The organism is Mannheimia haemolytica (assembly GCA_900638155.1).
Classification (GTDB): domain Bacteria; phylum Pseudomonadota; class Gammaproteobacteria; order Enterobacterales; family Pasteurellaceae; genus Mannheimia; species Mannheimia glucosida.
The window spans coordinates 1253905-1272567 of the sequence record LR134495.1 but is presented as its reverse complement, the minus strand read 5'-3'; the positions used below and the strand labels follow the sequence as shown (position 1 = coordinate 1272567).

At 38.1% G+C, this 18663-nt stretch carries 19 protein-coding genes; 3 read left to right on the top strand and 16 right to left on the bottom strand.

Going from position 1 to position 18663, the window contains the following annotated elements:
* Positions 1-16 precede the first annotated feature (16 nt).
* Positions 17-1099 (bottom strand): 3-isopropylmalate dehydrogenase, encoded by a 1083-nt coding sequence (gene leuB / locus EL242_RS06375; protein WP_126301960.1) that lies wholly within the window; start codon positions 1097-1099, stop codon positions 17-19.
* 129 nt (positions 1100-1228) lie between these two features.
* On the opposite strand from leuB, the gene EL242_RS06370 reads away from it, so the two are divergent.
* Positions 1229-1459 (top strand): YceK/YidQ family lipoprotein, encoded by a 231-nt coding sequence (locus tag EL242_RS06370; protein ID WP_006248204.1) that lies wholly within the window; start codon positions 1229-1231, stop codon positions 1457-1459.
* Between the two features lie 8 nt (positions 1460-1467).
* Here EL242_RS06370 and EL242_RS06365 read toward each other — a convergent pair whose 3' ends face one another.
* The 5 genes from EL242_RS06365 to EL242_RS06345 form a co-directional block, all read right to left on the bottom strand.
* Positions 1468-2520, bottom strand: coding sequence for an oligopeptide/dipeptide ABC transporter ATP-binding protein (locus tag EL242_RS06365; protein ID WP_021279297.1), 1053 nt, complete (start codon positions 2518-2520; stop codon positions 1468-1470).
* A 70-nt stretch (positions 2521-2590) separates the two neighbouring features.
* Entirely contained in the window at positions 2591-3484 is an 894-nt protein-coding gene (locus EL242_RS06360) for an ABC transporter permease subunit (RefSeq protein WP_126301959.1), read from the bottom strand.
* Positions 3471-4436, bottom strand: coding sequence for an ABC transporter permease (locus EL242_RS06355; RefSeq protein WP_006248207.1), 966 nt, complete (start codon positions 4434-4436; stop codon positions 3471-3473). Before EL242_RS06355 ends, EL242_RS06360 begins: the two co-directional genes overlap by 14 nt.
* A 2-nt stretch (positions 4437-4438) precedes the next feature.
* On the bottom strand, positions 4439-6190 hold the full coding sequence (locus tag EL242_RS06350; RefSeq protein ID WP_126301958.1) for an ABC transporter substrate-binding protein: 1752 nt from the start codon (positions 6188-6190) through the stop codon (positions 4439-4441).
* On the bottom strand, positions 6183-7142 hold the full coding sequence (locus EL242_RS06345; protein ID WP_126301957.1) for a sigma 54-interacting transcriptional regulator: 960 nt from the start codon (positions 7140-7142) through the stop codon (positions 6183-6185). The genes EL242_RS06350 and EL242_RS06345 overlap by 8 nt, the downstream gene beginning before the upstream one ends.
* A 308-nt stretch (positions 7143-7450) precedes the next feature.
* Between EL242_RS06345 and lpcA the strand changes: the two genes are divergently transcribed.
* On the top strand, positions 7451-8032 hold the full coding sequence (gene lpcA, locus EL242_RS06340) for a D-sedoheptulose 7-phosphate isomerase (protein WP_006249151.1): 582 nt from the start codon (positions 7451-7453) through the stop codon (positions 8030-8032).
* 39 nt (positions 8033-8071) lie between these two features.
* Here the strand turns inward: lpcA and EL242_RS06335 are convergent, their stop codons facing one another.
* The 10 genes from EL242_RS06335 to mepM form a co-directional block, all read right to left on the bottom strand.
* Positions 8072-8527: a YcgN family cysteine cluster protein gene (locus EL242_RS06335; RefSeq protein ID WP_126301956.1), complete on the bottom strand. Its 456-nt coding sequence runs from the start codon at positions 8525-8527 to the stop codon at positions 8072-8074.
* A 3-nt stretch (positions 8528-8530) separates the two neighbouring features.
* Positions 8531-8851 carry a YbjQ family protein gene (locus tag EL242_RS06330; protein ID WP_126301955.1) on the bottom strand — a complete coding sequence of 107 codons (321 nt, stop codon included), beginning with the start codon at positions 8849-8851 and terminating at the stop codon, positions 8531-8533.
* Positions 8848-9447 carry an RdgB/HAM1 family non-canonical purine NTP pyrophosphatase gene (rdgB, locus tag EL242_RS06325; protein WP_126301954.1) on the bottom strand — a complete coding sequence of 200 codons (600 nt, stop codon included), beginning with the start codon at positions 9445-9447 and terminating at the stop codon, positions 8848-8850. The genes EL242_RS06330 and rdgB overlap by 4 nt, the downstream gene beginning before the upstream one ends.
* Positions 9448-9489: 42 nt before the next feature.
* Positions 9490-10008 carry a GNAT family N-acetyltransferase gene (locus EL242_RS06320; RefSeq protein ID WP_126301953.1) on the bottom strand — a complete coding sequence of 173 codons (519 nt, stop codon included), beginning with the start codon at positions 10006-10008 and terminating at the stop codon, positions 9490-9492.
* 50 nt (positions 10009-10058) lie between these two features.
* Positions 10059-11750 carry a nitrate/nitrite two-component system sensor histidine kinase NarQ gene (narQ, locus tag EL242_RS06315; protein WP_126301952.1) on the bottom strand — a complete coding sequence of 564 codons (1692 nt, stop codon included), beginning with the start codon at positions 11748-11750 and terminating at the stop codon, positions 10059-10061.
* A 2-nt stretch (positions 11751-11752) separates the two neighbouring features.
* On the bottom strand, positions 11753-12571 hold the full coding sequence (locus EL242_RS06310; protein ID WP_126301951.1) for a pyridoxal phosphatase: 819 nt from the start codon (positions 12569-12571) through the stop codon (positions 11753-11755).
* Between the two features lie 87 nt (positions 12572-12658).
* Positions 12659-13507, bottom strand: a complete 849-nt coding sequence (locus EL242_RS06305; protein WP_126302725.1) for an OmpA family protein — start codon at positions 13505-13507, stop codon at positions 12659-12661.
* A gap of 126 nt (positions 13508-13633) precedes the next feature.
* Positions 13634-15355 (bottom strand): single-stranded-DNA-specific exonuclease RecJ, encoded by a 1722-nt coding sequence (gene recJ / locus EL242_RS06300; protein WP_126301950.1) that lies wholly within the window; start codon positions 15353-15355, stop codon positions 13634-13636.
* An 84-nt stretch (positions 15356-15439) separates the two neighbouring features.
* On the bottom strand, positions 15440-16123 hold the full coding sequence (gene dsbC / locus EL242_RS06295; RefSeq protein WP_126301949.1) for a bifunctional protein-disulfide isomerase/oxidoreductase DsbC: 684 nt from the start codon (positions 16121-16123) through the stop codon (positions 15440-15442).
* Positions 16124-16132: 9 nt separating this feature from the next.
* Complete coding sequence (mepM, locus tag EL242_RS06290; RefSeq protein ID WP_126301948.1) at positions 16133-17662, bottom strand: murein DD-endopeptidase MepM; 1530 nt, start codon at positions 17660-17662, stop codon at positions 16133-16135.
* A gap of 146 nt (positions 17663-17808) precedes the next feature.
* Between mepM and znuC the strand changes: the two genes are divergently transcribed.
* On the top strand, positions 17809-18633 hold the full coding sequence (znuC, locus tag EL242_RS06285; RefSeq protein ID WP_126301947.1) for a zinc ABC transporter ATP-binding protein ZnuC: 825 nt from the start codon (positions 17809-17811) through the stop codon (positions 18631-18633).
* The last annotated feature ends 30 nt before the right edge of the window (positions 18634-18663 follow it).

Genomic DNA, 18663 nt, shown 5'->3' with positions numbered 1-18663 from the left:
CTATTCAGATTCAACCTTAAGCGAGAATATTTTTCGCAATAATATCGCCCATTTCTGAGGTAGAAAGCGGTTTGCTGTCATCGGCTAAATCAGCGGTACGGTAGCCATCGGCAAGGGCTTTTTGGATCGCTGTTTCAATCGCATCAGCAGCATCACCTAAGTTAAAGCTATAACGCAACATCATTGCGGCTGATAAAATTTGCGCAATCGGATTCGCAATATTTTTACCGGCAATATCCGGTGCTGAACCGCCTGCCGGTTCATATAAGCCGAAACCTTGCTCATTGAGGCTGGCTGAAGGCAACATTCCCATAGAGCCTGTAATCATCGCTGCCTCATCAGAAATAATATCACCGAAGATGTTTGAGCATAATAAAATATCGAATGATTCAGGTGCTTTGATTAGCTGCATTGTCGCATTATCAATATACATATGCTCAAGCGTGACTTCCGGGAACTCTTTAGCTACTTCCGTGACGGTTTCACGCCATAAAATTGAGCTTTGCAACACATTTGCCTTATCAACTGATGTCACATGTTTTTCACGTTTCATTGCAGATTCAAACGCCACACGGGCAATGCGCTCGATTTCATATTTGTAGTACACTTCGGTGTCAAATGCACGGGTTTGCGCACCTTCACCATCTCGTCCTTTGGGCTGACCGAAATAGATGCCGCCGGTTAATTCCCGTACCACCACCATATCAAAACCTTTAGCAGCAATATCGGCACGCAATGGGCAGAATTTTTCCAGCCCTTGATACAGTGCAGCAGGGCGTAAATTACAGAATAGCGAGAAATGTTTACGCAGTGGCAATAGCGAACCTCGTTCAGGTTGCTCGTCCGGTGGTAAATGCGTCCATTTCGGGCCACCTACCGAACCAAATAAAATCGCATCGGCCTCTTCACAGCCTTTTAAGGTATTTTCGGGTAACGCTTTACCTTGAGCATCAATCGCTGCCCCACCAATGTTATATTGATTAAAATTTAGTTTAAAGCCAAATTTTTGTTGAGTCGCTTCAAGCACTTTGATAGCTTCTGCCATCACTTCCGGCCCAATGCCGTCACCGGCAAGCACTGCAATGTTGTAAGTTTGCATATAAGATCCTCTTAGTATATTTAATATCGATTCGGCTACATTCTGCCTGAAAATAGCTGTTTTTAAAACGAATTTTACGCCAACCCGATAAAAATAGCGTAAAATAAAAGCGTATTTGGAGATTTTTTGATGAAATTGACCGCTTGTAAACTCGTTTTTCTACTCTATTTGATGTTTAACCTCACCGCTTGTGGCACAGTACTAAGCTTGGTTGAACAGGATTACCGTGTTTATGCCGGCGTAATAAAAGATTTCCAAGTAATGCAAGAAGGCGGTATATTCGCGGTGCTTGCGGTGATCGATTTACCCTTGAGTTTCGTATTAGATACCCTAATGTTGCCTGTTACCCTTAGCCAATAATAACCACTCTAAAACGCCTCTTTTTCTGCTATTTCGGCCACCACAAACGGCGTATTTTCTGTTTTATTTTTGAGCAAATTTTGTTCTCTAAAGTTAATTGGGAAATGGCAGGCAAACTCGTGCTGTTTTACTTTCACTAATGGCGGTTTGTTGATACATTTTTTTTGTGCAAAAGGGCAACGAGGGCCTAAACGACAACCAATCGGCATTTCTTGTAACATCGGGACTGAGCCTCGTAGCGTATTTAGGCTACTTTTAAAGGCTAAAGGCTGAGAAAAATCAGGTGAGCTATTGAGTAACACTCGAGTATAGGGGTGATAAGACGATTCAAGAATGCTCTCTTTATCCGCAATTTCAACGGTTTGTCCACAATAAAGCACATTGTAAGAATCAACCCAATTTTGAATGCTACGCATGTCATTACTCACCAGCAAGATTGAGGTTCCCAAATTCTGATTCATACTGGAAAGCAAGCGATAAACCTGCAACTGCGTGGTTGATTCCATAATATTAGTCGGCTCATCTGCCACCAATAATCGGGGCTGATTTGCCACCGCCATTGCAATCATCACCTTCTGAGCTTCGCCTTCGGTAATATCACTTGGGTAGCTTTTCATAATATCTTGATGGTCACGAATACCAACACGGTGTAGTAGCTCGATTGCTTTTTTCTTTTTCCACCCAAATCGTTGCCACCACTTCCCTCTAAATTGAATGGTTTGCATCAGTTGTTTACCAATTTGCTGGCTTGGGTCAAGGCTAGTAAGCGGATCTTGGAATACCATTGAAATATGATCGCCTACCAATTTTCGGCGTTCCGCTGGCGAAAGTTTCAGTAATTCAATATCGTCAAAGCGAAAGCGATCTGCACTCACAATCCATTCATCTTTAATCATACCGCAAATCACTTTGGCTATGAGGCTTTTTCCCGAACCAGATTCTCCCACCAAGCCACAAATTTCGCCCTCATCAACAGTCAGGTTGATGTTATCCACCATTTTTACTCTGCCTTTTGGCGTATCAATTTCAATACTTAAATGGCGAATATCAAGTAATGCCATACTATTCCTTAATCTGTAAAATTTTACTTAAAAATGACCGCTTGTTATGTGTCAGTATCCTATTTAAATACTATTCTTTACGGTATTTTTCAAAAATCACGCTTAAGCGTGTACCAAGTATTGTAACGGTAAAAATACTAAAAATAATTGCTAAGCCAGGTAATATCACCGTCCAAGGAGCTATATAAATCAGTTCCATGGATTCACGAATCATCGCTCCCCATTCAGGGGTCGGGCTTTTAGCCCCCAGCATAATAAAACTTAACGCACTAATATCTAATATGGCGATCACAAAAATATGTGAAAGTGCTTTAATTGCCACGCCGGTAAGATTAGGAATAATCACTTCTCGAATTAAATACCAGCGACTTGCACCATCTAGCTTTAAGGTAATGATGTACTCTTTTTTGAGTTGTTTTTCGGTTGCTTGATAAATTTTATGGATAAAATGCGGCAACATCGCTAAAAAAATCGACAACATTGCATTGACCAAACTCGCTTCCATTAAGGTTGCAATGATGATCGCAATCAATAAAATCGGCATAAATAAAAAGGTATCGAACAAATGGCTAATCAACCAAAATGAACGTCCTTTTTTCAGCCCGGCATAAATCCCGATCATACCGCCGATAATCGCAATTAATAAGGTAATCATCAGTGCGGAACCAAGCGTGTAGTAAAAACCATACATAATACGGCTTAAAATATCTCGTCCTAAATCGTCAGTACCTAAAAAATGGCTGATTTGACCTTTGTCGTCCCAAGAGGGAGGCATTAATTCTAAACCAACAAATTGTTGATTGTAATTGTAAGGCGCAAATACGCTCCCCATAAAAATAAGTGCTACTAAGAGTAAAAAAAGATAGAAACTACCAAGTGCTAGCTTATCTTGTTGAAAATAAAACCAGAATGTCTTAAATCCGTTACTTTCTCTGAATTGCTCGGGTTCTTTAATAACTGCCATACCAATCCTTTTTATCTGATGGATCTAACATCACCCGCACAAAGCCTGTAACCATATCTACTAATAACACAAACACCCCGATTGCAACTACTCCCGCTGAAATCGCATTATAGTCTTGAATAGCAAGGGCATTTATCAGCCAACGTCCAATTCCTCCCCAGCTAAATATGTTCTCAATTAACATACCGAAGGCAAAAATTAAAATAAAGGTACGGGCAATCATAGGTAATAATGCAGGTAAAGTATTACAAATAATATGCGTTCTCCAAACTCTAAACGGTGTCCAGCCACGCGTTTTCGCTATTTTAATGTAATTTTGTTTCATTACATAACCTGCTCTAGCTTGAGTAATATGCATAACTTCTAATGTAGCTGGCACAGCCAAGACTAATGTCGGCAAAGCTAAGTGATGTAAAGCACTCTGCATCATTTTTAATTTATAAGGTACATCAGATAACCAAATATCTAATAGCAAAAAGCCGGTTACCATCTGTTTCGGATAAAGCGAATGGATTTCTCCAATTGCTGACACTTCCCACTGATTGAGAGAAGCGTAATACATTAGCACTAATGCCAGCCAAAATACCGGCACGGCTAAACTCAATGAACCTAGTGTATTTAATAATCGCCCAACCATATTTTTTTGCTGAGTAGCCGCAAAAAAACCAAGAGGCAAACCAATAATTAAAGAAACAATGAGAGCCGATAAACAAAGCGTAATTGTAGCCGGGAACACCTGTAAAATTTGCGCTGTGAGCGGTTCTCCATTACTGAAACTAATACCAAAATCACCATTTAGCAGAGATTTTACATAATAACAATAAGCCTCAAACCAGCCTAACTCGGCTAAGTGGTTTAATGGATCTCGTAACAGAATATTAAAACTGATAAGTGACAAAAAAATCAACGTAATCAAGGTTAGAAAAATTTTTCGAAAAAAGACAATTAGCATAATTAGTTTCCTTTTTTATGCCCCAAGCCCAAACGTAACTCTGATAATTTTACCTGGCCGAAAGGGGAAATATCTGCCTGTTTCACTCCATCTTTTATGACTAATACACGATTAGCATTCATTAAAGGGAGAATAGGCAATTGCTCTTCTAATAATTTTTGTGCAAATTCATACAATAAATTAGCTGATGCCGGATCATCACTTAGACGGGCTGTTTGTAACCAAAAATCAAAATCTTCATTGCACCAATTTGATAAATTAGTCACCGTTTCCGCAGCTTTACAACTGAGTAAGGCTTCCAAAAAACTGTTAGGATCAAGATTATTTGCTAACCAACCACCTAAAATCAAATCATAATCCGCACTTTTATTAGCAAGCTGTTGCACCAAATAAGCTCGACTTACTGCGCGAATCTCGACCTCTAAATTTTGCGTAGCTAAATCAGCACGTATCATTTCTGCCATTTTTAATGGGTGTTGATTATAAACTCGTTTTTCATCAATTACCCACAGTTTTAAGCGCTGTTTTTGGTTTACTTCTTCGGTCTCTGTTTTGCTATCTAAAGACCGATTTATAATACTGTCATGCATTTCAACCGCTTGCTCACCTGAATTTTGGTGTGGTTGATAAGGGTAGCTTCCATTATTTTTTTTCGACCACAAAGCTGTTGGTAATAGGTTATCCGCTACTTCACCTGTACCATAAAATAATTTCTCTGCAATACGTTTGCGATTTATGCCGCGTGCAATACGTTGGCGTAATGCCAAATCCTGCCCAATACCCCGTTGCATATTGAATGCTAAATAAACCAAATTAGCACCTTTACTACTAATAAGCTGCCGATTATTTAACACTGATAATTGGCTAGGTTCCGGAAAAGCAACCACATCACATTCATTATTTAAAAATTTTGCCATCCTGCCGGTCGCTTCTGTGGAAAAATCTACGACCATATTTTGAATATGTGCTTTTTTGCCCCAGTAATTCATATTTGGTTTTAAACGCACATAATCATTATTTTCATAACTTTCAAGTTGATATACGCCTGTTCCTACCGGTAATAAATCCAGTTGAACTAAGTTATCATCTGCATTGAGCTGTAAAGCATATTCTTTAGACAGAATAACTGCATATTGGCTGGCTAAATGCGCCAACAATGCTGAATCAGGACGGACTAATTCAATTTTTACAATGTCATTTGACGGAGAATGAATGCTGGCAATTTTATTCGCTAAATCAACACTTTCAAAATAAGGAAAATAAATCTGCCCCGCTGTTTTTTGGTAAATATAGCTTTGTCGCTGGTGGTGTAATACACTTTCAGGCTCACTTTTCACTTCAGGTAAATCACTTTCTTTACCAATCATTCGTTTTAGCGAAAACACCACATCTTCTGCGTTTAATTTACGACTCGGAGTAAACCATGGAGTTGTATGAAAAGCGACATTTTTTCTTAAACGTAATGTAATCACTAAACCATCGTCGCTGATTGAATAACTTTCAGCTAAAGCAGGCTCTAGTCGATTTTTTTTCGGATTAAACTCAACTAATTTATCGTAGATCTGCTCTGTTACCACATTCATATTCGAACTCACATCGGATTTTTGTGGGTTAAAAGAGAATCCCGATGAAGTAGTGCAATACACAAGGCTATTTTCAAGTAGCTCTTGAGGAATACTTGGCGCTGCGTAAGCGGTCGAATTTAGCCCTAAATTTGCAAAACATACTGAAAAAATGACCGCTAGTTTATTCATCTTTACTGTTTCCATTTTTTGTTAACCCGTATTGACGCAATTTGTTTGCCACCGCAGTATGTGAAAGTCCGAGCCGTTGTGCTAATTTTCGGGTACTCGGATATTCTGCATAAAATTGGTGCAATAATTGGGCTTCATACTGGCTCATCATTTCCTCAAGCGTCGCCTCCTCACGTACTTCAATCATCGCCTCCATATCTCTGGGTAAATGAAGATCTTTTACCGCTAAACGGTAGCTATGCGAAAGTGTACAAGCTCGATAAAGTGCGTTATAAAGCTCTCTTAAGTTGCCTCGCCAGTGATAATTCTGCAATGCTTGCAAAAAAACATTATCATACTCTAATTTGCTCACCCCCAACTGATTGCTAATTTGGGCGATAAAGTAATCAGCTAATAATGGAATATCCTCTTTTCGATCTCGCAAAGGTGGTAAATTTAAAGTGAGAACATTTAAACGATGAAACAGATCTTCTCTTACTTTGCCTTGTTCAACTAATAATGACAAAGGCTGTAATGAAGTACAGATCACCCTAACATTGACTTGAATCTCTTGATCTTCGCCCACTCGACGAAAAGAGCCATCATTTAAAAAGCGCAATAATTTGGCTTGCATTTCCAGCGATAACTCAGAAATAGAGTCTAATAATACTGTACCACCGTGAGCATATTCAAAGAAACCGACGGACTCAACGCCATTGCCACGATGTCCGAACATTTCCGATTCTGCTTCTTCAGCAGGTAAACCGGCACAGTTCACGGCAATAAATTTTTGCATTCGACGAGATCCAAAATGGTGACAAGATTTGGCAAATAAATCTTTTCCTGTTCCCGTCTCACCTTGAATCAATAATGGTGCATCAAGGTTGGCAAATTTTTTTGCTTGTTCAACAACCTCTTTTATCTTTACAGATTGTCCAATTATCTGTTCAAAAGATTCTGGATTTACGACCATATAGTCTCCTATAAATAGCAAATTTGTGCATTGTTTAATACGCTTAAAGCCTGATATTAGCTACTAGAGTTAACAATGCGAGAGGGATTGTGAGGCGATCATACCGCTATTTTTCTCTTTTGGAAACTTTTGTTTACAACCCTATTCAGATTATTTAAGTTATTAGGTTTACAATACAGCATAGATCTTCTAAACTTATTGCACTTTTTATGCCTCAAGCGGTCATAAAAAACGAATTTTTTACTCGCTACCCCCATTGGTAAAGCCGATGTTTAAAGGTAAGCGTTTTGCAAACAAAGGAGCAAATGATGTATTTAGAACAAATTAAAGCTGAGCTTCAAGAAGCTGCAGATGTATTAGACAAATTTATGTCTGATGAAAAAAATATTAAATTAATTCAAGATGCCGCCATGCTGATTGCAAATAGTTTCAAGCAAGGTGGTAAGGTGATTTCTTGCGGTAATGGCGGTTCGCACTGTGATGCGATGCACTTTGCTGAAGAATTAACAGGTCGTTACCGTGAAAACCGTCCCGGATACCCGGCAATCGCTATTTCCGATGTCAGCCACTTAAGCTGTGTAAGTAATGACTTCGGTTATGAATATGTCTTCTCTCGTTATCTAGAGGCAGTTGGGCAAAAAGGCGATGTACTCTTTGGGCTATCAACCTCCGGTAATTCTAAAAACGTGTTAAATGCGATCAAAGTTGCCAAAGAAAAAGGAATGAAAGTGATTGCAATGACAGGCAAAGATGGCGGACAAATGGCAGGATTAGCCGATGTTGAAATCCGAGTGCCTCATTTCCGTTACGCAGACCGTATCCAAGAAATTCACATTAAAGTGATTCATATTTTGATGATGTTAATTGAATTTGAGATGGAAAAAGCCTAATCTCTATAACAAAAGGCGTTTGAATCAAACGCCTTTTTCTCACACTTCATCAATCACAAACTCAAACCAATCAATCACATCTTTTTCGTGAATGCCGTTAGCAATCAGCATTCCGGCATTTTTCACAGAATCAGGATCTTTCGAGATTAAAGGGTGCCAATCAAAAAGGGGCTTTCCCTCATAAAGCAAACGATAAGCACAGGTTTTGGGCAACCAGCCAAAATCGGGTAAGTTCTTTTTGGTTAATTTCGTACAATCCGACTCAATTTTAAAACGGTTCGGGTAATTCATACAACGGCCTGTATTCACATCTAATAAATTACAGGCAACTGAGGTATAGTAAAGCCTTTCACGTCTCCCTCTGCCCTGAATATATTTTCGATAGCAACATTTACCGCAACCGTCACATAATGCTTCCCATTCGGCATCATTCATCTCAAGTAGCGATTTTTTCTGCCAGAAATTCACCTCGAGGTGTTGTTGTTCCAACTGCATAAATTAACGTGTGACAACCGCAGTGCCGGTCGCTACCACGATGAACATTCCTTTATCACCGCCCATTGATTGATATTCCATAGAAACGCCAACCACCGCATTTGCCCCCACTTTTTGAGCTTCTTTGGCTAATTCAGCCAATGCCTCTTTTCTTGCACCGTTTAATTTGCTTTCATAAGCACCTGAACGCCCGCCAATAATATCGGTGATACCTGCTAAGAAATCACGGATAAAATTAGCCCCAGAAACTACTTCTCCAAATACTAGCCCTTTGTATTCTACAATTTGTTTACCCTCTATCGTAGGTGTAGTTGTAATAATCATTTATTCTCTCCTGCTAATTGCTGTTTTAACTGCTCAAGTGCGATTGCACGGTGTGAAATCGCTTTTTTCTCTTTGGTTTCTAATTCGGCAAAAGTGCAAGCTTTCGGTGGGTAGAAAAACAGGGAATCGTAGCCGAAACCATTTTCACCTCTTTCTTCCGTCAAAATTTCACCAAAACATTCACCCAACGCAATATAAGGTGTTGGGTCAGTTTCGTGTTTTAAAAATACGATACAACTGACAAATTTCGCCAGGCGATTTTCTTGCCCTTGCATTTTGGCTAATAACTTTTGACGATTATCCGCATCGCTTGCCTGTTCTCCGGCATAACGTGCAGAATATAGCCCCGGTTCACCACCAAGTGCCACAACCGACAAACCTGAATCATCAGCAATCGCCGGTAAACCTGTCATTTTAGCGGCAAAACGTGCTTTAATCAGTGCATTTTCGACAAAAGTCAATCCGGTTTCTTCCGGTGATTCAATGCCAAATTCACTTTGAGCCACCACATCAAAACCAAATTGTGAAAGTACATCCGCCATTTCTTTGACTTTACCTGCATTACCTGTCGCAAGTACAATTTTTGTTTTTTCCATATTGTCCTTATTTGCAAAAATATTCTAAAAAATCACCGCTTGTTATTCGATTCCCTTTTGGTAAGACATCATCAGCAATGTCCGCCATTTATCATCGCCTTGCTCATCTTTCCCCATATTGGCAATATTCGGAAATCTTCCCCATTGTTCAAAGCCGTGTTTTCTCATTAGATTTTGGCTCACTGTATTTAATTCAAACACATACGCCATCAACGTATGAATATTGTGATTAAGCATTTCAGCTTGCATAAACTCAATAATTTTTGAGCCGTAACCTTTACCTTTGGCATCGTGATCTAAATAGATACTGATTTCTGAAGTATGCACAAATGCCGGTCTTTCATAAAATGGTGAAAAACTAAACCAGCCAGCAATGCCTTTTTCATCTTCGACCACCCAAATAGGATATTGGGCTGTTTCAAGGTGAAAATCGAACCACTTCCGCCGATTTTGCGTAGTTGCCAGTTCTAAATCGGCGGTAATTTGGTGAGTGGGAATTGCTTGATTATAAATTGCCAATATTGTCTCAAAATCCGCTTCTACTGCTTTTCGGAATTGCATTTGTTATCCTTTTATTCGTTGCCAATAATATGCAAAAAATTAATATTTTATTACCGCTTGCTAATCATACTCGGCAATAAAACCTGTACTTTTACTCCGCCACTTTCCACATTTTCAATCGAAAATTCGGCTTTGAGTTCAGCCGCCCGTTCTTGCATAATCGTCAGTCCATAATGCCCTTCTGGTTGCGTATGGGCAGCAAGCCCTACGCCGTTATCTTGAATAATCAAACAATGCTCACCATCATCATTTGTTTCAGCAATCACATTAATTTCAGTGGCTTGCGAATGCTTAATAGCATTAATCACAGCTTCTCGTACAATTTGCAATACGTGAACTTGCTGCTGAGCATTAAACATATGCGAGGGTAATTTGCAACTTAAGCGAATCTGAGCTGAGGTTTTCGGTCTTAAGCTTTCTAAAATTTTTTCTAACGCTTGTTGTAAATTCGCTTCTTGAATCGTTAGCCTAAATGTTGTCAACAGCTCTCTTAATTGGCTGTAAGCATCATTTAACGCTTTTTCAAATACAGTTAAAATTTCATTACGCTTTTCATCTGTTTTAGCAAGCTTAAGCAGGCTAACCTGAATTTTGAAAAACGTAAGAGACTGGGCTAAGGAATCGTGTAATTCACGAGCAATAATTGCACGCTCCTCCATGAGTACCAATTGTTGCTGTTGCTTTTGCATCTGCACTACATAAAGGCTACGACCAATCATTTCCGACACATTTTGGATCAATCGTTCATCCGGACAAACCAGTGAGGGTTTCCAGCTTAAGATACCCAATTTTTCATTTTCTATTGCAATTTCAGCAGAAACCCAATCTAAACTTGGTTTATTGTCTATTGATACATTCCAATATTCAGCCCCATACACTTGTAAATCAATCCCTAGCAAATGTTCATTATCAAATACCGTTTTAAGTACTTGATTTAACACTTCTTTATTAATCGGTTTAGCAGTTAATAATTGAGAGCATTGATATAATACCAGTAAAGAACGATTTACCGCCAATAGACGACGTGTTTTATCCTGAACTTTATCTTCTAATGAAGTATATAATTTTAATAATTCATTAGACATATCAGTAAAAGTAGAGGAAAGTAGCCCTAATTCATTGGGTTCATTGACCGCTAATTTTACGTGGTCAAAATCTTTATTTTGAATTTGCCAACTCGCTTTTACCAATTGCCTTAAAGGTCCAATAATCTTTTTTCGAGTATACCAAACGCCAATATAAGCAAGGGCAATAATCAGTAACATTGCAATCGCAATCACGCCTGTTGCAATCTTTAATTTTAACTCAGCGAACTCTTGTAAACGGAAAACAAAATCATCAACTCTCTGCACATAATCTTCAATGTGCGAAGCATAATTAACTTTATCTCCCTGAGCGACATAAGATTGCATTTCATACCAATCTTTAAGTAATTGTTGATAGCTTTCTATCACGCTATCTGGCAATAAAACACTTTGCTTTAATGAACTAAGCTCTGTAGCATGTAGCGTTCGATGATATTCCAACAATCGCTCAGGTAGCAGTGCTTTTTTTGAATCCATTTCTGATAACAATCGATAACTTTGCATACGAAGTGAGCCTGAAACATTAATCAGGCTCGCATCAGATTTATTGCTCCACATAATACCAAGTGAGATTCCACTGATAATCGAAGCAAATCCGATCATAATTAAAAAATAAAGTCCTATCCGCCTAGCAATAGAGTATTTTGCTTTTATCATAATTAAAGATTAAATTGAGCTTTCAATTCATTAGCAATACTATCTTCATTATTTGAACCTATAGTTTTCTTTGCTTTTTGCTGAATATCTGGTTCTGAATTTCCCATTGCAATGCCTAATCCAACGGTTTCTAGCATAGAAACATCATTGAAATTATCGCCAAAGGCAATCACCTTTTGTAAATCAATACCTTCTGTTTTTAATACTTCCGCTAATCTTGCCCCTTTGCTGTTACCAACACTGGTAATATCAACCCTATCAACCCAAGACCATTCCGGGCTTACTTGATCAAGCGGTAATTTTTCAACAAATTTTTGCATTTTGGCAAGATCTGGATCGCTAATAAGCACTTTCCATACGGTTACACCTTTATCAATTTCTTGTTGGAAATTTTCTACCTGATAAACATTCGGACGAACTTCTGGTTCGCAAGACTCAACCCATTTTTGGAATTTAGTGAAGTGAATATTCAAAGACTCATAAGTCATTGCATCTTCAAAATAAACCGCAGTATGAATCCCTTGAGCTTGTGCCTCATTAACTAATTTTGAAGCAATTTCTGCTGATAACGGATTGCCAATTAAGACTTTTTCCTGTTTAAAATCATAAACATAGGTGCCGTTGCAACACACAACTGGCGTATCCAGCTCTAGTTCTACATAATAAGGGCGAACCGCAGTATGGTGCCTACCGGTAACAAAGTAGACTTTAATTCCCTTTTCTCTTACCTTTTTAATAGCCTCTTTACTGGATTCTAAAATTGTTGCGTTCGATGAAAGTAGTGTTCCGTCTAAATCAAATGCAATAGCTTGGTAGTTCATAGTATTCCCCTATAAATAAATAGATAAAAGAAAAGGCAACCATTTGGTTGCCTTAATATTCTACTCTAAGTTAGTCAAAACTAGAAATTATTTACTGCCATCATATGCTGGGGTTTGATAAAGTGGAGCTGGACCATTAGGACCTGCAACATTGCCACCTTCATTTTGTTTCATTACACCACCATTTGCAGAAATTTCAACACGACGGTTAGGGCGTAAACAATCTTTTAATGCTTGACCAGTTTCACCATCACAAGCTTTTACTTGATTCGCTTTACCATAACCTACCGCTTCAATTTGTGCTGTAACGCCTTGTTGTACTAAACGAGCTTTAACTGTATTAGAACGACGCTGTGATAGGTCTAAGTTATAAGCAGCAGAGCCTAAACGGTCTGTATAACCTGCTACTTTAACTTGTTGTGCTTTAGATGCTTTTAATTGTTGAGCAACATTATCAACAACTTCTTTACCTTTTGTAGTTAAAGTCGCTTTATCGAAATCGAATAAGAAATCGCCAGTTAAAGTAAATGATGAGTTTCCATTACATCCATTTGGATACCAGAAGAAACTTTGTGCATTCATATTTTTATCGAATAAAATTTTAAATTGGCAAATTTTATGTACGCCGTTTTCACGGTAATTGAATGCATAGTCCCATTCACGAACACCATATAAGCCTTCTTCGAAATGAGGACGACCAATTAGATTATATAATTGATCTTTGTTCATCCCTTTTTCAATTTGACGAACGTTTTCCCAGTTTGGCCATGAACCAAATTGTGAACCATCGTGGTTAAATTCAGATTCTGAGATTTTCGGGAATACCGGGTTTTCAGTTGTTCCTTCATCACTCACTTTACTTAAGTTACCACAAGCAGCCACTGCTAATGCCACTGTCGATAATAAAAATCCACGGAAAAGGGCTTTTTTTTCCATTTTCATATTAAGTTTCCTTATAGTAATCTATATAAAAAATAGCTTCACAACCTATTAAAGTCGCATTCGGACGGATTCTACAATACAAATATAATTAATTCTATTAAATTTACGTAAAATAACATTTCAAATATATTTAAGATACTCCACTTTTAATTGCAAAGATTTCTCTCCTCGAAATTCATTAATATCCAACCTATAAACTAATCTTGCCTTTTTGATCGATAAGTCAGGAAACGCCCTTACATCCACATTAAACCAAATTGCATCAAATAGTTGCCCTTTTTCTGATTGCAACATTAATTTTAAATGCTTACCTGCGAGTAATTTTTGTTGGAGAATGCTAAACTCCCCTTCAAAACTAGGTTCTGGAAAATGTTGTCCCCAAGGCCCACCTTGCCTAATCATCTCGGCATTGGCTAAAGTAAACTCTTGTGCATTTAACTCACCATCGGTATAAATAATGCCTTGTAATTGCTCAGGCTCGATAATTGCATTAATAGATTGGTCAAATATTTGTTTAAATAAATCTAATTTTGATTGATGGATAGTCAAACCAGCCGCCATTGCGTGTCCACCAAATTTTTCAATCAAGTCTGGATGTCGCATATCGATATGTTCCAGTAAATCTCGCATATGTACTCCGTTGATCGAGCGAGCAGAACCTTTTAGATATTCACTTTCCTCACTTTCTTGTGCAAAAGCAATAACAGGACGGTTAAATTGATCTTTAATGCGAGAAGCTAAGATCCCAATTACACCTTGGTGCCAATCTGCTTGATATAACACTATTCCGTGTGCCTGTTCAGACTGTGCAAGACTTGGCAAATTCGCACAAATCGACAGTGCTTCTGCTTTCATTTCTTGTTCAAACTCTTTTCGGGTTTGATTAAGAGAATCAAGCTCAAGCGCAAGCTGGCGAGCTAATTCCATATTTTCACAAATCAGTAACTCAACCCCTAACGACATATTTTCTAGCCGCCCTGCTGCATTCAGACGCGGCGCAATAGCAAAACCCAGATCTGCGGCTTGTAAAGTAGAAAGATCTCGTTTTCCCACTTCTGCTAAAGCTTTTATTCCTAAACGACAATGTCCCGAACGAATTCGCTGTAGCCCTTGGTGAACCAAAATTCGATTGTTTTGATCTAACGGCACTACATCAGCCACTGTGCCTAAAGCGACTAAATCCAGTAATTCAGCAAAATTTGGCTCTGGTTTATTTTCAAATAAATGTTGTTCTCTCATACGAGAACGTAATGCCGTCATTACATAGAAGATCACGCCTACCCCGGCTAAAGATTTAGACGGAAATTCACAAAAAGCTAAATTGGGGTTTACCAGTGCATCTGCATTGGGTAGGCTCTCTGGCGGTAAATGATGATCGGTAACCAAAACTTGAATCTGATGGCTTTTTAGCAGAGCAATGCCTTCAGTCGAAGAAATCCCATTATCTACCGTTAAGACTAAATCCGCCCCTTTTGCTAATACCATTTCAGCAACCGCTACACTCAATCCGTACCCCTGAGAAAAACGATCCGGAATTAAATAATCTACCTTATCGAAACCCAATTGGCGTAACGCAATAAGGGCAAGCGATGTACTGGTTGCACCATCTGCATCAAAATCACCCACAATAATGATCCGGCTTTTTTCACGAAAGGCTTGTAATAGCAAGTCAACGGCTTGCTCAATATTGGCAAGTTGCTGTGGTCTATGCAAATTCTTTAAATTATGCTCTAGTTCTTGCGTATTCTTTATGCCTCGACTTTGATAGATTCGATTTAATAACGGGTTTGTAGATACTATTTCCGTTGTTAATAATGGGCGCCTTTTAATTATTTTTTCCACAATACTCTTCTTTAATGAAACAACAAGCGGTCTTCTTTTGCAAAAATTTTACAAAAAAAGACCGCTTGTATTCAAGTTAATGAATTATTCACTTAACATTTTCGCTAATTCTTTAGGCTCTACATAACCACCAATCAGCTCTCCTTCTGAAGTTACCATATTTGGGGTACCTGTCACACCAAATTTAATCCCTAATTGGTAATGTTTTTTCACAATATCCGGTGTTTTTATTTGAGTTGGTAATTTACCATCTTCAGCATCATTCAGTGCTTTTACTTTGTCTGCTGATGTCCAAATAGCTTCCATTTGTTTTGCTGTTTGGGTATTCATTCCACCACGCGGGAATGCCAAATAGCGAATGGTAATACCTAAATCATTATATTCTTTGATTTTAGTATGTAGTAAATGGCAATAATGGCAAGTAATATCCATAAACACAGTCATCACATGTTTCTCATTTTTCGCTGGATATACGATCATTTCATTAGTGTATGAATTCAATTCTGCCAACAATCCTTGATTAGTAATATCAATCGCTTTACCATTTTTTAGCTCAAATACTTTACCTTGAATTACATAACGACCGTCTTGGCTGATATATACAACACCTTCATTTGAAGTCGCCATTTTAAAGCCTGTTAATGGAGAATCTGAAATTTTAACATCTGTGGCTCCAATTTTTTCAAGCTGGCTTTTTAGTTTTGCATCTGAAGCAAACGTGATGGTTGATAAACACATTAATCCTAAAGTGATTAGATTTTTTTTCATTGAGAATCCTTACATTTTTAATCTACTTTCTACATTCTTCGCTTTATTTAAGAATGCTTGACGTTCTTTATTACCCATACCTGAATTTGAGCCGGGCAATTTTACCGTAATCGGGTTGACCGGTCGACCATTAATATGGAATTCATAGTGTAAATGAGGCCCGGTTGAACCTCCTGTATTACCCGATAATGCTATCCGCTCCCCTTTTTTAACACTCTGCCCTGGTTTTACCAACGTTTTGCTGAGGTGCATATAAACAGTCGTAATGTGTCCGTGTTTTATCCGAATATAACGTCCTGCTCCACGGGCTTGATATGCCACATGCTCTACGATACCATCACTTGGTGCGATGATCGGAGTACCTATTGGCACGCCATAGTCAACCCCTTTATGCGGACTAATTCTCCCTGTAATGGGGTGTCTGCGTTTGGGGTTGAAAGAAGAAGTTACTCTTGCTGCAAATAATAATGGATGACGAGCAAACCCTCCACTTAATGTTTCACCATATCGACTATAATAGCGTCCATTATCTGCTTGAATAGCATAATAACTTTTTTTACTGCTAATTACATGGATTCCTTCCACATTCCCTAAATCCGTTACTTTTCCATCAACATATTCACGCTTAATCAAAATCGCAAATCGATCACCTTTTTTTAATTTATTCGTTGCAATTTGTGACTGCAATCCAACCGCTAGCTGGTTAATTTGGCGGTCTGATAAGCCAACAGCTTTTAAGCTAATCGCAAAACTATTCTGAATAGTTCCACTTACAACATCTAACTTCCATTCCCCTTTTTTCTCAAATCGTTGAAAAGAAAATTTACCATTTTCTTTTCGCTCATAAACTCGTTCCTCTTTTTCGGAAACCAGCCAGTTCATATATTCTAATTCACCGTCATTATCTAATACCCAATAAAATTGTTGACCAGGTTCTAATTGTGCTAATGCCGAATGCTGCTTAATTAAGCTTTTCGCAACGGATGCCGTTAAGCCTGATTGTTCTAATACATCTTTAAGTTTATCGCCTCGAGCTACGGTATAACTGAATTGGTTTTGAATTCGTAGTGCTTGGTCAGCCACATCAAGTAAATCTTCTAATGCCTTTTCAGCCTCTTCTGGGAGTTTTTCCCCAGGAACTTGATTTTCAACCGTTTCAATCCCTTCTTCTACTTCATCGTCTTGCCCAACTAATTCATCTTCATAAGAAGTCGCTGTTTGATCATCAACAATTTCGTCGTCATGTTCGATTACTAATGCCGACTGAGTCAGTAAATCAGTCACATAATTAATAAAACTGGAATGTTGCTCCTGATGGAGAGTATTATTTTCCGCCAAATTAGTGTTGATACTCTGATATTTTTCCGGTTTATCAATGGCAATAATATCTTCCTGCGAAGATGTATTATTGATTGAGGATTGATCTTTTAGTGCGAGAACAATACCAACAAATAGACTAAATACCGCTAATAAGAAAACCGCAATCTTAAAATGTTTTTTATGTCGCTTACGATCTCTCGCTAAAATTACATGTTGCAAAATATATCCCGCTATTTTTAAAATTTACTAAAATTTACATATTTTTCTGAGTAGACTATTTTACCAAGAAAAAATTCATTTAATCTATTGTCACAACACGAAAAATCAGCTAATTTTAACTTAATACCCCTAATTTTTTTATATCAATGAAAATCCATCATCTTAAACCGAATCTAAATACCACTAAATTTGAACTATTCAAACAAAATTTATCCGCGACAGCACTAGTTTCTCTTGAGAATATTGAAGTGTCTTTCAATGGACAAAAAGCATTACAAAATATTAATTTATCTATTTATCCTAACTCTATCACGACGATAGTCGGGCCAAATGGTGGAGGAAAATCTACCCTGCTTAAAATTTTGCTAAAATTACTTAGCCCAAATAAAGGAAAGGTTATTCATCAAAAAGAACTCAAAATTGGCTATGTACCACAAAAATTGCATTTAGAACCCTCGATGCCCATTACTGTTTATCGATTTCTTGCGCTAAAACCACATACTACCAAAGAAATGATTAACCAAGCACTAGATCTGTTTTCTATTACCCATCTCACTGAAAATAGTATGCAAAAATTATCGGGTGGTGAGCTTCAACGTGTATTGCTGGCTCGGGCAATTTTAGATCGTCCGCAACTTTTAGTGTTAGATGAACCAATGCAAGGCGTTGATATTATAGGCCAAACCGAACTCTATCAATTACTTAATAAAACAAGGGATCTCCTTAACTGTGCTATTTTAATGGTCTCACACGACTTAAATATTGTGATGGCGAATACAGATGAAGTGCTTTGCATCAATAAACATATTTGTTGTGCCGGAAGCCCCGAAGTCATTACACACGATCCGAGCTTTATCCATTTTTTTGGCGACCAATTTGCACGTAATGTTGCATTTTATTCACATAAACATAACCATCACCATAATTTACATGGCGATATCTGCCTTGGTGAATGTAGTTGTGAGCACTGATAGGCGTCCTTTTTACCAAATGTTTAAAAT